Origin of the sequence: Streptomyces tagetis (genome assembly GCF_018069565.1) — a bacterium.
In the GTDB taxonomy this organism is placed as follows: Bacteria; Actinomycetota; Actinomycetes; order Streptomycetales; family Streptomycetaceae; genus Streptomyces; species Streptomyces tagetis.
This window is the reverse complement of record NZ_JAGPNL010000007.1, coordinates 1-14259: the sequence shown is the minus strand read 5'-3', so window position 1 is coordinate 14259 and position 14259 is coordinate 1. Positions and strand designations below refer to the sequence as shown.

Here is a 14259-nt window from a genome sequence, read left to right as displayed (position 1 = left end):
TTGACTCGTATGGCTTCACGCTTCGGTGCTGCTCAGGTGCTGGTGGCCTCCAACCGGGGGCCGGTCTCCTACCAGGTGCGCGAAGACGGCTCACTGCACGCCCGGCGCGGCGGCGGCGGACTGGTCTCCGGGCTGTCGGCCATCGGCCCGGACGCCGGGGCGCTGTGGGTGTGTTCGGCGCTCGGCGACGGCGACCGCGAGGCGGTCCGGCGCGGGGTGGGCGAGGACGGCGTACGGATGCTGGACGTACCGGCCGACGTGCACGCCGACGCGTACAACGGGATCGCCAACTCGGTGCTCTGGTTCGTCCACCACATGCTGTACCAGACACCGCTGGAGCCGGCCTTCGACGCGGAGTTCCGCCGCCAGTGGGCCTCGTACGAGACGTACAACCGGGCCTTCGCCGAGGCGCTGGCCGCGGAGGCCGCCGAGGGCGCGGCCGTGCTCGTCCAGGACTACCACCTGACGCTGGTGCCGGGGATGCTCCGCGCGCTCCGGCCCGACCTGCGCATCGGCCACTTCTCGCACACCCCGTGGGCGCCGGTCGACTACTTCCGGCTGCTCCCCGACGACATCGCCGAGCAGGTGGTGCGCGGGATGCTGGGCGCCGACCGGCTGGGCTTCCTCACCCGGCGCTGGGCGGACGCGTTCACCGCCTGCTGCGACGCGGTGGCGGGCGGGACCGGGAGGGTCCGGATCGGTGTGCACGGGCTCGGCGCGGACGCCGGGTTCCTGCGCGAGCGCGCGCACCGGGCCGACGTCGGCGAGCGGATGGCGGCGCTGCGGGCGGAGATCGGCACGGACCCGGGGGGCCGGCCGCGGCGGACCGTGGTGCGGGTGGACCGGACCGAGCTGTCCAAGAACATCGTGCGGGGCCTGCTCGCCTACCGCCGGCTGCTGACCGACCGTCCCGAGTGGCGCGAGCGGGTCGTGCACGTGGCCTTCGCCTACCCCTCGCGGCAGGACCTCGCGGTGTACCGGGAGTACACGGCCGAGGTGGAGCGGGTCGCGCGGGAGATCAACGGCACCTTCGGAACGCCGGGGTGGACGCCGGTCCTGCTGCACGTCGAGGACGACTTCGCGCGGTCGCTGGCGGCCTACCGGCTGGCCGACGTGGCGCTGGTCAACCCGATCCGGGACGGCATGAACCTGGTCGCCAAGGAGGTGCCGGTCGTCTCCGACGAGGGCTGTGTGCTGGTCCTGTCCCGGGAGGCGGGCGCCTTCGAGGAGCTGGGCCCGGACGCGCTCGCCGTCAATCCGTACGACGTGACGGGGACGGCCGCCGCGCTGCACGAGGCGCTGACGACGGACCCGGCGGAGCGGGCCGCGCGGACCGGGCGGCTGGCCGCCGCGGCGACTGCGCTGCCCCCGGAGCGGTGGTTCATGGAGCAGTTGGAGGCGCTGCGCGGCTGACGGGGGCGCGGCGGCCGTCGTGCGTGCGGCGGTGCGTGCGGTCGTCGTGCGGCGGTGCGTGCGGGGGTGCGCGCAGTGCCGGGGCGTGCGCCCGCGGGTCAGGGCGCGAGGCGGTCCGCGAGGGCCCGCAGGAGGGCGACCACGCCCGCCGGTCCGTCCACCACGAGGTCGGCGCGCTCGCTCAGCCGCGTGACCTCGTCGCTGCCGCTGCACACCAGCAGGCCCGGGGTGCCGGCGGCGCGCAGCTCGTCGACGGCGGCGTAGGCGGGCAGGTCGCCGAGGTCGTCGCCGGCGTAGAGGACGCAGGCGGCGCCGGTGGCGCGGACGTGGTCGCGCAGGGCGACGCCCTTGTCCATGCCGGGCGGGCGCAGCTCCAGGACCATCCGGCCGGGTTCGACGATCAGTCCGTGGCGGGCGGCGAGGGCGTCGAGGGGGCCGCTCAGGGCGTCGAAGGCGGCCTGCGGGTCGGGGGCGCGGCGGGTGTGGACGGCGACCGCGTGGCCCTTCTCCTCGATCCAGGTGCCCTCGGCGGCCCCGGCGCGTTCCAGTTCGCCGGGGAGCGCGGCGCGGACGGCGGCGACGCCGGGGTGGGGGTCGGGGGCGGTGAGGGTGCCGGTGGCGGCGTCCCAGCGTTCGGCGCCGTAATGGCCGAGGACGACGAGGTGTTCCAGTCCGGGCGCGTCCGCGAAGCCGCCGTGGGCGACGGCGACCCCGGCCGGGCGGCCGGTGATCACCGCGACGGAGGCCACCCGGGGGGCGAGGGCCGCGAGCGCGGGCACCGTGTCCGGGTGGGCGCGGGCCCGGTCGGGGTCGGGGACGATCGGGGCGAGGGTGCCGTCGAAGTCGAGGGCGATCACCGCGTGGCCGGGGTCGGCGAGGAGCGCGGCGAGGCCCGCGCGCCCGGCGTCCGTCGCGGGCTCCGGCAGCGCGCCGGGGCCGGGGTGGTCGGGGGTGGAGTCCGTGTGGCTGCCCATACGGCGAACCTATCCCGCCGGGCGCCCCGGCAACCTCAGCGTTCCCCCCGGCGGGCCTCGCGCACCCGGCGCAGCCGGTTGACCGTCACCGGGTCCGCGGCGAGGGCGCGGGGGTCGTCCAGGAGGGCGTTGAGGAGCTGGTAGTAGCGGACGGGGGCGAGGCCCAGCTCCTCGCGGATCGCGCGTTCCTTGGCGCCGGGGCCGGGGAAGCCCCGGCGCTCCAGGGCGAGGATGTCCCGTTCGCGCCGGCCGGGCTCCCCCGCCCGCTCGTGCTGCTCGTGCTCCATGTCCGGCACGGTATCCCCCGCCGCCGACAGCGGCCGAAGCCCGGCGGCTAGTGGCCGCTCTCCGCCCGCGCCGCCGTCGTCTGGACGCCGGCGAGGACCTCCACCGGGTCGCCGCCGGGGGCGACCGCCCGGCCTATCCGCTTCTTGACCTCCGCGCTGACCGCGGCCCAGGAGGACTTGCCGACCGGGTACAGCTCGGAGAGGAGCAGTTCGTCCAGGAAGGGCCGCAGCTCCTTGTCCTCCTCGGCCTCGCTCATGATCTCGGAGGCGGAGCCGGTGACCGGGAGGAGGTCGTACTCGCGGGAGAAGGCGAGGACGTTCTCGCTGCTGTAGACGTAGTCGAGGAAGTCGCCGATCTCCTCCTGGTGACCGTTCTGCTTGAAGGCGGTCATCCAGTCGCTGACGCCGAGGGTGCTGCGGCTCTCGCCCTCGATGCCGGGGGTCGGCACCATGCCGAACTCCACCTTCTTCCTGGCCGCCGCCTTCATCAGCGAGGGGTGGCCGTTGAGCATGCCGACCTGGCCGTCGGCGAACGCGGCGAAGGCGTCGGCCCGGTTGAGCTTGCCGGGGGCGACCGGGCCGGTCAGCCCCTTGCCGACCAGTTCCTCCTTGAGCCAGGTGAAGGTGGAGACGTTCTCCGGGGAGGCGAGGGCGTACGTCCCGTTCAGGTCGGTGTAGCCGCCCTTGCCGCTGAGCATCCACTGCATGGTCTCGGCCTGCGCCTCCTCGGGGCCGAGCGGCAGGGCGTACGGGTAGGTGACGCCCTCCGCCTTCAGCGCCTCGGCGGCCCGCGCCAGGTCGTCCCAGGACTTCGGCGGGGTGATGCCGGCCTTCTCGAAGTGGGTCTTGTTGTAGAAGAGCACGCGCGTGGAGGCCGCGAACGGCATGCCGTACTGCACCCCGCGGACCTGGCCCGCGCCCGCCAACTGGGAGACGAAGTCGGCCTGGACCGGGATGGAGAGCACGTCGTCGGCCCGGTAGAGCAGGTCCTTGGCGGCGTAGTCCGAGTAGGCGCCGATCTGCGCCATGTCGGGGGCCTGTCCGGCGTCGACCAGCTCGCGGACCTTGCGGTCGACGTCGTTCCAGGAGTGGACCGACACCTCGATCCGGACGCCGGGGTGCTCGGCCTCGTAGGCGCGGACCAGCTTCTGCCAGTAGATCCGGGAACTGTTCGACTCGCTGTCGCCGTAGTCGGCGGCGACCAGCTTCAGGGTCACGTCGGCGGAGTCTCCGGAGAGGCCGCAGCCGCCGAGGAGCGCCGTCATGCCCAGCGCGGACACCACCGCGATCGTTCCAGTCCTACGCCGCTGCACCGTACCTGCCCCAACCTGCCGACCATCAGTGTTCGTTTAACGGATTAAGGTCTACACCACGCAAGTGGACTAGACCTCTCGCGGGTCAACGGGTCACACTGTCCCCCGTGAGACATGTCATCGCCCTCGATGTGGGCGGCACCGGGATGAAGGCCGCCCTGGCCGGGCCGGGAGGCGAACTGCTCCACGAGGCCCGCCGCGCCACCGGCCGCGACCGCGGACCCGAGGCGGTCGTCGCCGGCATCCTGGACTTCGCCGCCGAGCTGCGCGCCCACGGCGCCGACCGCTTCGGCGAACCGGCCCGCGCGGCCGGCGTCGCCGTCCCCGGGATCGTCGACGAGGAGAGCGGCACCGCCGTCTTCGCCGCCAACCTCGGCTGGCACGACGTCCCGCTGCGGGCGCTCGTCGCCGAACGGCTCGGCGGCATCCCGGTCGCCCTCGGCCACGACGTGCGCACCGGCGGCCTCGCCGAGGGGCGGATCGGGGCCGGCCGGGGCGCCGACCGGTTCCTCTTCGTGCCGCTGGGCACCGGCATCGCCGGGGCGATCGGCCTCGACGGCCGGGTCGAGGCGGGCGCGCACGGCTTCGCGGGCGAGATCGGCCACATCGTGGTCCGCCCCGGCGGCGCCCCCTGCCCCTGCGGCCAGCGCGGCTGCCTGGAGCGGTACGCCTCCGCCTCGGCGGTCAGCCAGGCGTGGGCCGAGGCCGGCGGCGGCCCGGACGCGGACGCCGCCGACTGCGCGAAGGCCGTCGCGGCCGGCGACGAGCGCGCCCGGCGCGTCTGGCAGGACGCCGTGGACGCCCTCGCCGACGGACTGGTCACCGCGCTCACCCTGCTGGACCCGCGTGTCCTGATCATCGGTGGCGGCCTCGCGGAGGCGGGGGAAACGTTGTTCACGCCGCTGCGGGACGCCGTCCGGCGCCGCGTCACCTTCCAGCGCCTGCCCGAACTCGTCCCCGCGGCCCTCGGCGACAACGCCGGCTGCCTCGGGGCCGGGCTCATGGCCTGGGACCTGCTCCACGGCACCCCCGCCCCGTCCGCCACCCCCACCCTGACGTCCCCGGAGGTAACCACCTGATGGCCCCCAGCAAGGTTCTCGCCGGCGCCCGGGTGGTGCTCCCCACCGGGACCGTGGACGACGGCCGCGTCGTCGTCCACGGCACGCGGATCGCGGACACGGCCCCCGCCGGCGCGCAGACCCTCGACGCCGGCGGCCACTGGGTGGTCCCCGGCTTCGTCGACCTGCACAACCACGGCGGCGGCGGAGCCTCCTTCGCCGGCGGGTCCGCCGAGGAGATCCTCCGGGGCGTCCACACCCACCGCCTGCACGGCACCACCACCCTGGTCGCCTCCGCCGTCACCAGCGACCTGGACTTCCTCACCCGGCACGCCGGGGTGCTCGCCGAACTGGCCCAGCAGGGCGACATCGCCGGCATCCACTTCGAGGGGCCGTTCATCTCCCCGTGCCGCAAGGGCGCCCACGAGGAGCGGCTGCTGCGCGACCCCGACCCGGCCGAGGTCCGCAAGCTGATCGACGCGGCGCACGGCCACGCCCGGATGATGACCCTCGCCCCCGAACTCCCCGGCGGCCTCGACTCCGTCCGGCTCCTCGCCGAGCACGGCGTCATCGCGGCGGTCGGCCACACCGACGCGAGCTACGAGCAGACGCTCCAGGCCGTCGACGCCGGCGCCACCGTCGCCACCCACCTCTTCAACGCCATGCCGCCGCTCGGCCACCGCGCCCCGGGCCCCGTCACCGCCCTGCTGGAGGACGAGCGGGTCACCGTCGAGCTGATCAACGACGGCACCCACCTGCACCCGGCCTCGCTCCGGCTCGCCTTCCACCACGCGGGGGCCGACCGGGTCGCCTTCATCACCGACGCGATGGACGCGGCCGGCTTCGGCGACGGCCGCTACATGCTCGGCCCGCTGGAGGTCGAGGTCGCCGACGGCGTCGCCCGGCTGGTGGAGGGCGGCACGATCGCCGGCTCCACGCTCACCCTGGACCGCGCCTTCAAACGGGCGGTGACGGTCGACCGGCTGCCGGTCGGCGAGGTGGTCGCCGCGATCTCCGCCACCCCGGCCCGGCTGCTCGGCCTCTCCGACCGGATCGGCTCGCTGGAGCCCGGCAAGGACGCCGACCTGGTGGTGCTGGACGAGGACTTCGACCTGGTCGGCGTCATGCGCCGGGGCGCCTGGGTGGTCGATCCCCAACTGGGCTGATCCGTCCGCGACTCCGCCCCCGAAGGGCGTACGGCACCCGCCCGCGGGGTGGGCCGCCCGGCGTGCGTTTGGCATGATCGTGTCCGGCGTACGCACCGGGCGGGCGCCGCGTACCCAGCGGACGGGGGAGGTCGGCACAGGTGATCCTCACCGTCACCCTGAACACCGCGCTGGACCTCACCTACCGGGTCCCCGACCTGCGCCCGCACGCCTCCCACCGGGTCACCGAGGTGACCGAGCGCCCCGGCGGCAAAGGGCTGAACGTGGCCCGCGTGCTCGCCGCCCTCGGCCACGAGACGACCGTCACCGGCTTCGCGGGCGGCACCACCGGCCACCTCGTACGGGAAGGGCTCGCCGCCGTGCCGGGGGTCGTGGACGCGCTGGTGCCCACCGAGGGCGCCAGCCGCCGCACCATCGCCGTGGTGGACCGGCGCACCGGCGACACCACCCAGCTCAACGAACCCGGTCCGGCCATCACGCCCGCCGAGTGGGACGACTTCCAGAGCGCCTACGAACGGCTGCTCGGCGCCGCGGACGCCGTCGCCCTCTGCGGCAGCCTGCCGCCGGGTCTGCCGGTCGGCGCCTACGCCGGCCTGGTGCGCACCGCCCGCGCGGCCGGGGTGCCGGTCCTGCTGGACACCAGCGGGGAGCCGCTGCGCCGGGGCGTCGCCGCCCGGCCCGACCTGATCAAGCCGAACGCCGAGGAACTGGCCGAGCTGACCGGCTCGCACGAGCCGCTGCGGGCCACCCAGTCCGCCCGGCGGCGCGGCGCCCACGCGGTCGTCGCCTCGCTGGGCGCCGACGGGCTGCTCGCGGTGACCCCGAAGGGCCGCTGGCGGGCCGCACCGCCCGCCCCGCTGGCCGGCAACCCGACCGGCGCCGGCGACTCCGCCGTCGCGGGCCTCCTGTCCGGCCTGGTGGAACGCCTGCCCTGGCCGGACCGGCTGGCCCGCGCGGTCGCCCTCTCCGCGGCGACGGTCCTCGCCCCGGCCGCCGGCGAGTTCGACCGGGCGGCCTACGAGGACCTGCTCGCCTCCGGCGTCACGGTGACGTCGGAGGTGGGCTGAGTCGGTTCTTGGCCTAGCCCGGCTTCAGCCAGACCTGGTCGAGGTTGACGTCGCACTGGTTGCCCTCGTTGCACGCGAGCTCGATCGTGTTCGTGCCCTGGTTCAGGTTCACGTTGGCCCAGGTGTTCTGCCAGCCCTTTTCCCAGTCGCCCTCGGGTGACTTGGCGAAGTTCCGCATGTTGAGCGGGCGGGAGTCGGCCTTGCCGTTGACCACGAGCGTCGCGTTGGCGTCCACACCGGGGATGCCGTACTGCACGTACAGCCGGTAGGAGCCCTTGTCCTTGATGCCGTCGACGGTCCAGGTGACCTTGGCGCCGACCTGGTTGAAACCGGCGACGTAGACCCCGCCCTCGGCCTGGGCGCCCGGGGTGTCCGAGGAGGTCGAGAGGCCGGGCGAGAGGCGCAGCGCCTTGGCGTCCGAAGCCGGCAGCTCCGCCTCCTTCTCGTCCTTCTCCCCCTCCTCCTCGGCGGTGGCCGACGGCTCGCCGCTCTCCGGCTGGGCGGGCGCGCTGGCCCCGGCCTCGTTGCCGCCCTTGTCGTCGTCCTTGTCGCCGCTGCTCGCCATGGCGACCGCGATGCCGACGACGACCGCCGCGACCACGGCGATGGCGCCGATCAGCAGGCCCTTGGTGTTGGGCCCCCGACCGCGACCTCCGCCGGCCGCGCGGCCCTGCTGCGGGCCGGGGGCGCCGGGCGCGGTCTCGGGCGCGGCGTAGTGGGCGTTGGGCTGGCCGTAGACACCCTGCTGCTGAGGGGCCTGGGCCTGGGGTGCCCCGTACTGCCGTGTGCCGACGGGGCGCACCCGGTTGACGGAGTTCGGGTAGCCGTAGCCACCGGACGGCGGCTGGGCCCCGTTGGCCTGCCCGTCGGCGTAGAGGTAGCCGAACGGGTCGTCGTCCTCGGGCGTGCTCGCGCCGTTGTTGCCGGGCGTCATCCCTAGGTCTCCTAACCAGGTGCGGTGCGTGCGGTGAGAGGCCGAGCCTACCTTCCCCGGTGGCATCATTCGCTCGAACGGGGGTACCCCTCCGGGCTGGTACGGAGGGGTGAATCGGGCCGTATCAGCCCACTGTCCTGGGGATCACCCGGCTCGCCGGTGCTGTTTGGGACGAGATCGTTTCTCGACGTACATCCGTTCGTCAGCGGACTTCAGCACTTCGTCCGCCGTCATCCCGCAGTGGGCCCATCCGATGCCGAAACTGGCGCCCACGCGGACGGCCCGTCCCTCGGCCCGGATCGGCTGGATGATCTCGCTGCGGAGGCGGACCGCGAGGTCCTCGGCGTCGGCCTGGCCGAGCCCGTCGGCGAGGATCACGAACTCGTCGCCGCCGAGCCGGGCGACCGTGTCGCCGTCGCGGACCCCGCAGCCGAGCCGGCGGGCGACCTCGATGAGGACCGCGTCGCCCGCGTTGTGCCCGAACCGGTCGTTGATCGACTTGAACCCGTCGAGGTCGCAGAAGAGGACCGCGAGCCCCTTGGCGCCGTCGTCCCCCTCGGGGGCGGCGACGTGCACGTGGTGGTCGTAGGCGGCGTACGGCCCCGGGTCCTCCCGGTGGCCGGGGTCCTCGTCGTCGGCCCGGCGACTCGGACGCGCGTAGGCGGCGTCCAGCATGTCGGCCACGCTCGCGTGCGGGGAGCTGGGGCGGCGGCACAGCCGGGCGGAGAGGCGGGCGCGCAGCTCGGCGGAGTTGGGCAGTCCGGTCAGCGAGTCGTGGGAGGCGCGGTGGGCGAGTTGCAGCTCGCGGCGCTTGCGCTCCTCTATGTCCTCGACGTGGGTGAGCAGGAAGCGCGGCCCGTCGGCGGCGTCGGCGACGACGCTGTTGCGCAGCGAGACCCAGACGTAGGTGCCGTCGCGGCGGCCGAGGCGCAGCTCGGCCCGGCCGCCCTCGGCGGAGGTGCGCAGCAGGGTGCCGATGTCCTCGGGGTGGACCAGGTCGGAGAAGGCGTAGCGGCGCATCGCGGAGGCGGGGCGGCCGAGCAGCCGGCACAGCGCGTCGTTGGTGCGCAGGATGCGGCCGTGCTGGTCGCCGCCCATCTCGGCGATGGCCATGCCGGAGGGGGCGTATTCGAAGGCCTGCCGGAAGCTCTCCTCGCTCGCCCGCAGCGCCTGCTGGTCGCGTTCGAGGCGGATGAGGGCGCGCTGCATGTTGGAGCGCAGGTGGGCGTTGCTGATGGCGATGGCGGCCTGGAAGGCGTACATCTGGAGCGCCTCGCGGCCCCAGGCGCCGGGGTGGCGGCCGTTGCGCGGGCGGTCCACGGACAGGACGCCGACGAGGTCGCCGCTGGTGCCGCCGCCCTGCGGGCCGGGCGCGTACATGGGGGCGAAGAGGCGGTCCGAGGGGTGCCACTCGTCCTCGAAGCGCGGTTCGGGCCCGTCGGTGTACCACTGGGGGACGTCGTCGTCGTCGAGGACCCAGCCCTCGGTGTGCGGGATGAAGACCAGGTCGCCCCAGCGCTCGCCCATCATCAGGCGGCGGTCCCAGGAGGCGCGGGAGCCGACCCGGCCGGTGATGAGGGCCTCGGCGGCCTGGTCGCCGGCGAAGGCGGCGACGACGAGGTCGCCGTCGGGACGGACGAGGTTGACGCACGCCAGCGCGTACCCGAGGGCGTCGATCACGCCGTCGGCGACGGTCTGAAGGGTGTCGGCCAGGCTGCGGGCCGTGTTCATGTCTGCCATGGCGCGGTGCAGTTGCCGCAGGGACTCAAGACGGACGTAGGGCTCCGACTCGGTCTCCATCCTCGCCCTCCCCCCGAGACCTCGCAGTGAATCAAGGGTTCTCTTCGGCGTATCGTCCTACCAGCTTCCGCCACTGAATCACAGCGCGCTCCCCACTCGGTACACAGGGTCAACAATTACCGCCCCTTGTGACTCAAGTCACAACGAAACCTGAACAATTGGGTGGTGTTTCCGCGTTTTCGACGCATCACGGCCAACCAATCAGACGACCGGCGGAGGGCGGGGCTCCGGCCGCGGTCCTAGGACCGGCCTGGTCCCGGGGCCCGATGCGGGGCGCGCACGGCGCCGATTAGCGTGATGGTGTGCCGAACACTCCCCCTGCCACCGTCGCCGCCTCCTCGTTGCCCTCCCCCGCCTCCGGGCATGCTGGCGGAGTGAGCAACGACGAGTTCCGTGCCGCCATGTCCCGGCTCTCCTCGGGCGTGGTCCTCGTGACCGCCCAGGAGCCGCCGCTGGACCCCGACGACCCCCGGGCGCCGCTCGGCGAGGACGCCGGGATGACGGCCACGGCGTTCATGTCGGTGTCCCTGGACCCGCCGCTGGTCCTGGTGAGCCTGCGCTCGGGCTCCCGCATGGACGACCTGCTCACCGAGCAGCCGCTGTGGGCGGTCTCCGTGCTCTCCCAGAGCCAGCGGCACATCGCCGGCCGCTTCGCCATGCGGGGCCGGATCAGCGACCGGCTCCTCTTCGAGGACATCCCCTACACCCGGGGCGAGGCGTCCGGGGCGCCGCTGGTGGGCGGGGCACTGGCGACCCTGGAGTGCAGCACCGAGCAGCGCGTCGAGGCCGGGGACCACACGCTGGTCATCGGCCGGGTGCTGACGGCCCGGGTACCGAGCGCGGACGGCGGCCCGCTGATGTACTTCCGGGGCCGCTACCGGCACCTGGGCTGAGCGGCCGGCGCCCTCAGTCCCAGCTCTTCGGGGAACGGCCCCGCTTGGTCTGCGAGCGCTGCTTCTTCTCGCGCAGCCGGCGCTCGTTGATACCGCGCGGGACGCGGGTGGGGCGGCGGGGCCGGGGCGGCGGCGCGGTGGCCTCCGCCAGCAGCGCGGCGAGGCGCAGGGCGGCGGCCTCCCGGTTGCGCCACTGCGAACGGTGCGCGGAGGAGCGCACGGTGACGACCCCGTCGGTGAGCCGCCCCGCCAGCCGCTCCAGCGCCCGCGCCTTCCACACCTCGGGCAGGGCCTCGGTGCGGGCCAGGTCGAAGCGCAGCTCCACCTGTGTGTCCGTGGTGTTGACGTGCTGTCCGCCGGGCCCCGAGGAACGCGAGAAACGCCACATCAGCTCGGCCTCGGGCAGCGAGACGGAGCCACGGACGACATAGGGACCGGACATGCCTCCATGGTCCCGCGCCACCGGCCCCGCGTCACCCCGATATCCGGATCGTCTCCGTCACCCCCGCACCGCCGCGCCCCCGCGGCGGTGCCCGCCGAAGAAGGCCGAAAGAGCCGGAACCTTGCGGGCCCCTCACGTCGTTCATGGGGGTGGCTGTAGCTTTCGTGCCGTAAGCAAACGAGGGAAGGGACTCCCAACAATGGCTGTAAGCCTGTCCAAGGGTGGCAACGTCTCGCTCACCAAGGAGGCTCCGGGCCTGACCGAGGTCACCGTGGGCCTCGGCTGGGACGTCCGCACCACCACCGGCACCGACTTCGACCTCGACGCGTCCGCCATCGCGGTCAACGCGGAGGGCAAGGTCTACTCGGACGCCCACTTCGTCTTCTTCAACAACAAGCAGACGCCGGACAACACCATCGTCCACACCGGTGACAACCGCACCGGCGAGGGCGCCGGCGACGACGAGGCGATCAAGGTCAACCTGGCGGCTCTGCCGGCCGACATCGACAAGATCGTCTTCCCGGTCTCCATCTACGACGCCGAGTCCCGTTCGCAGAACTTCGGCCAGGTGCGCAACGCCTACATCCGCGTGGTCAACCAGTCCGGCGGCAGCGAGATCGCCCGCTACGACCTGTCGGAGGACGCCGCCACCGAGACCGCGATGGTCTTCGGCGAGCTGTACCGCAACGGCGCCGAGTGGAAGTTCCGCGCGGTCGGCCAGGGGTACGCCTCGGGCCTGGTCGGCATCGCCCAGGACTTCGGCGTCAACGTCTGACGTCCCGTCCGCCGCGCGGGCTCCCGGCACGTCCGACGGGGCCCGCGCGGGGCGCGTCCGCCCGTAGCGAGTGACGCGGGGCGTGGGCGGCCCGTACGCCGGTGGCGGGGAGACGCGCGCGGCCCGTACGGGGTCCGCGCGGCGGGGTGCGGCGGCCCGGACCGGGGGCCCTAGGATCACGGCGTGCGCCCTCGCCGTCCGTTCGCCCTCGCCGTGGCGCTCGCCGCGCTGGCTGCGCCGGCCGCCGGATGCGGCGGCAGCGGCGTCCACGGCACGCCCGGCGGCTCGGGGCTGCGCGACCCGTACTTCCCGAAGGCGGGCAACGGCGGTTACGACGTACGCCATTACGGCCTCGTCCTCGACTACGACCCGGCCGGCCGGCGCCTGTCGGGCACGGCGACCGTCACCGCCCGCGCCACCAAGGCGCTCTCCGCGTTCGACCTCGACCTCGACGGCCTCACCGTCGAGGAGGTCACCGTCGACGGCCGGGCGGCCCGCTGGAACCGCGCGGGCCAGGAACTGACCGTCCGTCCGCCCGACGACCTCCACCGCGGCGCGACCTTCCGGGTGACCGTCCGCTACTCCGGCGAGCCGGTGACGATCACCGACCACGACGGCTCCGAGGAAGGCTGGCTGCACACCGCCGACGGCGCCGTCGGACTCGGCGAACCGACCGGCTCGATGGCCTGGTTCCCCGGCAACCACCACCCGTCCGACAAGGCCGCCTACGACCTCACGATCACCGTGCCGAAGGGCCTGCGGGCCGTCTCCAACGGGGAGTTGACCGGCGAACGCACCGAGGGCGGCCGGACGACGTCCACCTGGCACAGCGCCGAGCCGATGCCGAGCCACGCCGCCACCGTCGCCATCGGCCGCTTCGACGTCACCCGCGCCACCACCCGCGACGGGCTGCCCGTGCTCACCGCCGTCGACCCGGAACAGGCCGGGGCGAGCAAGGCCGTCCTCGCCCGCATCCCCGAGATCGTGGAGTGGGCGCGGGACCTCTTCGGGCCGTACCCGTTCTCCTCCACCGGCGCGATCGTGGACCGGCCCGGCGACGCCGGGTACGCGCTGGAGACGCAGACCCGGCCCTACTTCGCCGGCGCCCCCGACCTCAGCACCCTCGTCCACGAACTCGCCCACCAGTGGTACGGGAACTCCGTCACGCCGAAGACCTGGGCGGACGTGTGGCTCGCGGAGGGCTTCGCCACCTACGCGGAGTGGCTGTGGGAGGAGGACCACGGCGGCGACAGCGCGCAGCACACCTTCGACACGTTCTACGCGACCGGCGAGGACCTGTGGGCCTTCCCGCCCGCCGAACCGCCGGACGCGGCCCACCTCTTCGAGAGCCCGGTCTACCAGGGCGGCGCCATGGTCCTGCACCGCGTCCGGCAGACCGTCGGCGACGACGCCTTCCGCGCCCTGCTGCGCGGCTGGTCGGCGGCCCACCGCCACGGCACGGCGGACACCGCCGACTTCACGGCGTACGTCGAGAAGTCCGCCCCGGGCAAGGACTTCACGCCCCTGTGGAAGGAATGGCTGTACGGCTCGGGGAAACCGCCACGCCCTTGACGGGCGGCGGCACGGCGGCATCGGGGAAGCGCGGGGCGCGACAGCGGCCGGCGGTACGACAGCGACAGCGGCCCGCTACGGCGGCAACTCGCCGCGCGACACCGGCCGACAGCGCCCCGGCACGGCAGCAACCCCCCGCATTCCACCGCCCCCGGCACCGGCTCCGGAACGCCCGGCAGCAGCCCCGGGCCCGGCGGGAGCCCGCAGCGCGGCAGCGGCCGGCACTCCACCGGCGGCAACTCGCAGCACGCCACCGGCGCCCCCGCACGGCAGCAGCCCCACGGCGCGGGCTCCGGGGACGCCCGGCAGCGGTCCCGGGCCCGGCCGCAGCCCGGCGGCGCGGCAGCGGCCCCCCGGCACTCCACCGGCCGCTACAGCGGCAACCCGCAACGCGGCACCGGCCGGCAGCACGCCACCGGCGCCCCGCACGGCAGCGGCCCCGCGGCGCGGGCTCCGGGGACGCCCGGCAGCGGTCCCGGGCCCGGCCGCAGCCCGGCGGCGCGGCAGCGGCCCCCGGCACTCCACCGGCCGCTACAGCGGCAACCCGCAACGCGGCACCGGCCGG

13 protein-coding genes are annotated in these 14259 nt (G+C 74.5%); 7 read left to right on the top strand and 6 right to left on the bottom strand.

Annotation, left to right across the window (positions count from 1 at the left end; genetic code table 11):
* Positions 1 to 9 precede the first annotated feature (9 nt).
* Positions 10 to 1413 (top strand): alpha,alpha-trehalose-phosphate synthase (UDP-forming), encoded by a 1404-nt coding sequence (locus J5Y05_RS22690; protein WP_210874903.1) that lies wholly within the window; start codon positions 10 to 12, stop codon positions 1411 to 1413.
* Positions 1414 to 1511: 98 nt separating this feature from the next.
* Here J5Y05_RS22690 and otsB read toward each other — a convergent pair whose 3' ends face one another.
* From otsB to J5Y05_RS22675, 3 genes are read right to left on the bottom strand one after another with little or no spacing between them, the layout of a single operon-like run.
* Positions 1512 to 2387, bottom strand: a complete 876-nt coding sequence (gene otsB, locus J5Y05_RS22685) for a trehalose-phosphatase (protein ID WP_210874902.1) — start codon at positions 2385 to 2387, stop codon at positions 1512 to 1514.
* A gap of 35 nt (positions 2388 to 2422) precedes the next feature.
* Positions 2423 to 2674: a DUF3263 domain-containing protein gene (locus tag J5Y05_RS22680; RefSeq protein WP_210874901.1), complete on the bottom strand. Its 252-nt coding sequence runs from the start codon at positions 2672 to 2674 to the stop codon at positions 2423 to 2425.
* Positions 2675 to 2721: 47 nt separating this feature from the next.
* Entirely contained in the window at positions 2722 to 3987 is a 1266-nt protein-coding gene (locus J5Y05_RS22675; RefSeq protein WP_307854045.1) for an ABC transporter substrate-binding protein, read from the bottom strand.
* Positions 3988 to 4094: 107 nt separating this feature from the next.
* Between J5Y05_RS22675 and J5Y05_RS22670 the strand changes: the two genes are divergently transcribed.
* The 3 genes from J5Y05_RS22670 (at position 4095) to J5Y05_RS22660 (ending at position 7278) form a co-directional block, all read left to right on the top strand.
* Positions 4095 to 5066, top strand: coding sequence for an ROK family protein (locus J5Y05_RS22670; protein WP_210874900.1), 972 nt, complete (start codon positions 4095 to 4097; stop codon positions 5064 to 5066).
* Positions 5066 to 6211 carry an N-acetylglucosamine-6-phosphate deacetylase gene (gene nagA / locus J5Y05_RS22665; RefSeq protein ID WP_210874899.1) on the top strand — a complete coding sequence of 382 codons (1146 nt, stop codon included), beginning with the start codon at positions 5066 to 5068 and terminating at the stop codon, positions 6209 to 6211. Before J5Y05_RS22670 ends, nagA begins: the two co-directional genes overlap by 1 nt.
* Positions 6212 to 6351: 140 nt before the next feature.
* The gene (locus tag J5Y05_RS22660) at positions 6352 to 7278 is read left to right on the top strand and encodes a 1-phosphofructokinase family hexose kinase (RefSeq protein ID WP_210874898.1); all 927 of its coding nucleotides are present in this window, start codon (positions 6352 to 6354) and stop codon (positions 7276 to 7278) included.
* A 13-nt stretch (positions 7279 to 7291) separates the two neighbouring features.
* Here J5Y05_RS22660 and J5Y05_RS22655 read toward each other — a convergent pair whose 3' ends face one another.
* Positions 7292 to 8212: a carbohydrate-binding protein gene (locus J5Y05_RS22655; RefSeq protein ID WP_210874897.1), complete on the bottom strand. Its 921-nt coding sequence runs from the start codon at positions 8210 to 8212 to the stop codon at positions 7292 to 7294.
* A 144-nt stretch (positions 8213 to 8356) separates the two neighbouring features.
* Entirely contained in the window at positions 8357 to 10012 is a 1656-nt protein-coding gene (gene cdgB, locus J5Y05_RS22650) for a diguanylate cyclase CdgB (RefSeq protein WP_210874896.1), read from the bottom strand.
* Positions 10013 to 10314: 302 nt separating this feature from the next.
* On the opposite strand from cdgB, the gene J5Y05_RS22645 reads away from it, so the two are divergent.
* A complete protein-coding gene (locus tag J5Y05_RS22645; RefSeq protein ID WP_210874895.1) occupies positions 10315 to 10905 on the top strand; it encodes a flavin reductase family protein in 591 nt (196 codons plus the stop codon).
* Between the two features lie 13 nt (positions 10906 to 10918).
* Here the strand turns inward: J5Y05_RS22645 and arfB are convergent, their stop codons facing one another.
* On the bottom strand, positions 10919 to 11347 hold the full coding sequence (gene arfB, locus J5Y05_RS22640) for an alternative ribosome rescue aminoacyl-tRNA hydrolase ArfB (protein ID WP_210874894.1): 429 nt from the start codon (positions 11345 to 11347) through the stop codon (positions 10919 to 10921).
* Positions 11348 to 11546: 199 nt separating this feature from the next.
* Between arfB and J5Y05_RS22635 the strand changes: the two genes are divergently transcribed.
* Both J5Y05_RS22635 and J5Y05_RS22630 read left to right on the top strand, forming a co-directional pair.
* The gene (locus J5Y05_RS22635) at positions 11547 to 12122 is read left to right on the top strand and encodes a TerD family protein (protein ID WP_210874893.1); all 576 of its coding nucleotides are present in this window, start codon (positions 11547 to 11549) and stop codon (positions 12120 to 12122) included.
* Positions 12123 to 12305: 183 nt separating this feature from the next.
* On the top strand, positions 12306 to 13694 hold the full coding sequence (locus tag J5Y05_RS22630) for a M1 family metallopeptidase (RefSeq protein ID WP_210874892.1): 1389 nt from the start codon (positions 12306 to 12308) through the stop codon (positions 13692 to 13694).
* The last annotated feature ends 565 nt before the right edge of the window (positions 13695 to 14259 follow it).

Bases quoted from the DNA above. Each gene is read 5' to 3' on its own strand.
- J5Y05_RS22655 (WP_210874897.1), bottom strand. From the start codon at position 8,212: ATGACGCCCGGCAACAACGGCGCGAGCACGCCCGAGGACGACGACCCG.
- J5Y05_RS22690 (WP_210874903.1), top strand. From the start codon at position 10: ATGGCTTCACGCTTCGGTGCTGCTCAGGTGCTGGTGGCCTCCAACCGG.
- cdgB (WP_210874896.1), bottom strand. From the start codon at position 10,012: ATGGAGACCGAGTCGGAGCCCTACGTCCGTCTTGAGTCCCTGCGGCAA.
- arfB (WP_210874894.1), bottom strand. From the start codon at position 11,347: ATGTCCGGTCCCTATGTCGTCCGTGGCTCCGTCTCGCTGCCCGAGGCC.
- nagA (WP_210874899.1), top strand. From the start codon at position 5,066: ATGGCCCCCAGCAAGGTTCTCGCCGGCGCCCGGGTGGTGCTCCCCACC.
- J5Y05_RS22680 (WP_210874901.1), bottom strand. From the start codon at position 2,674: ATGGAGCACGAGCAGCACGAGCGGGCGGGGGAGCCCGGCCGGCGCGAA.
- J5Y05_RS22635 (WP_210874893.1), top strand. From the start codon at position 11,547: ATGGCTGTAAGCCTGTCCAAGGGTGGCAACGTCTCGCTCACCAAGGAG.
- otsB (WP_210874902.1), bottom strand. From the start codon at position 2,387: ATGGGCAGCCACACGGACTCCACCCCCGACCACCCCGGCCCCGGCGCG.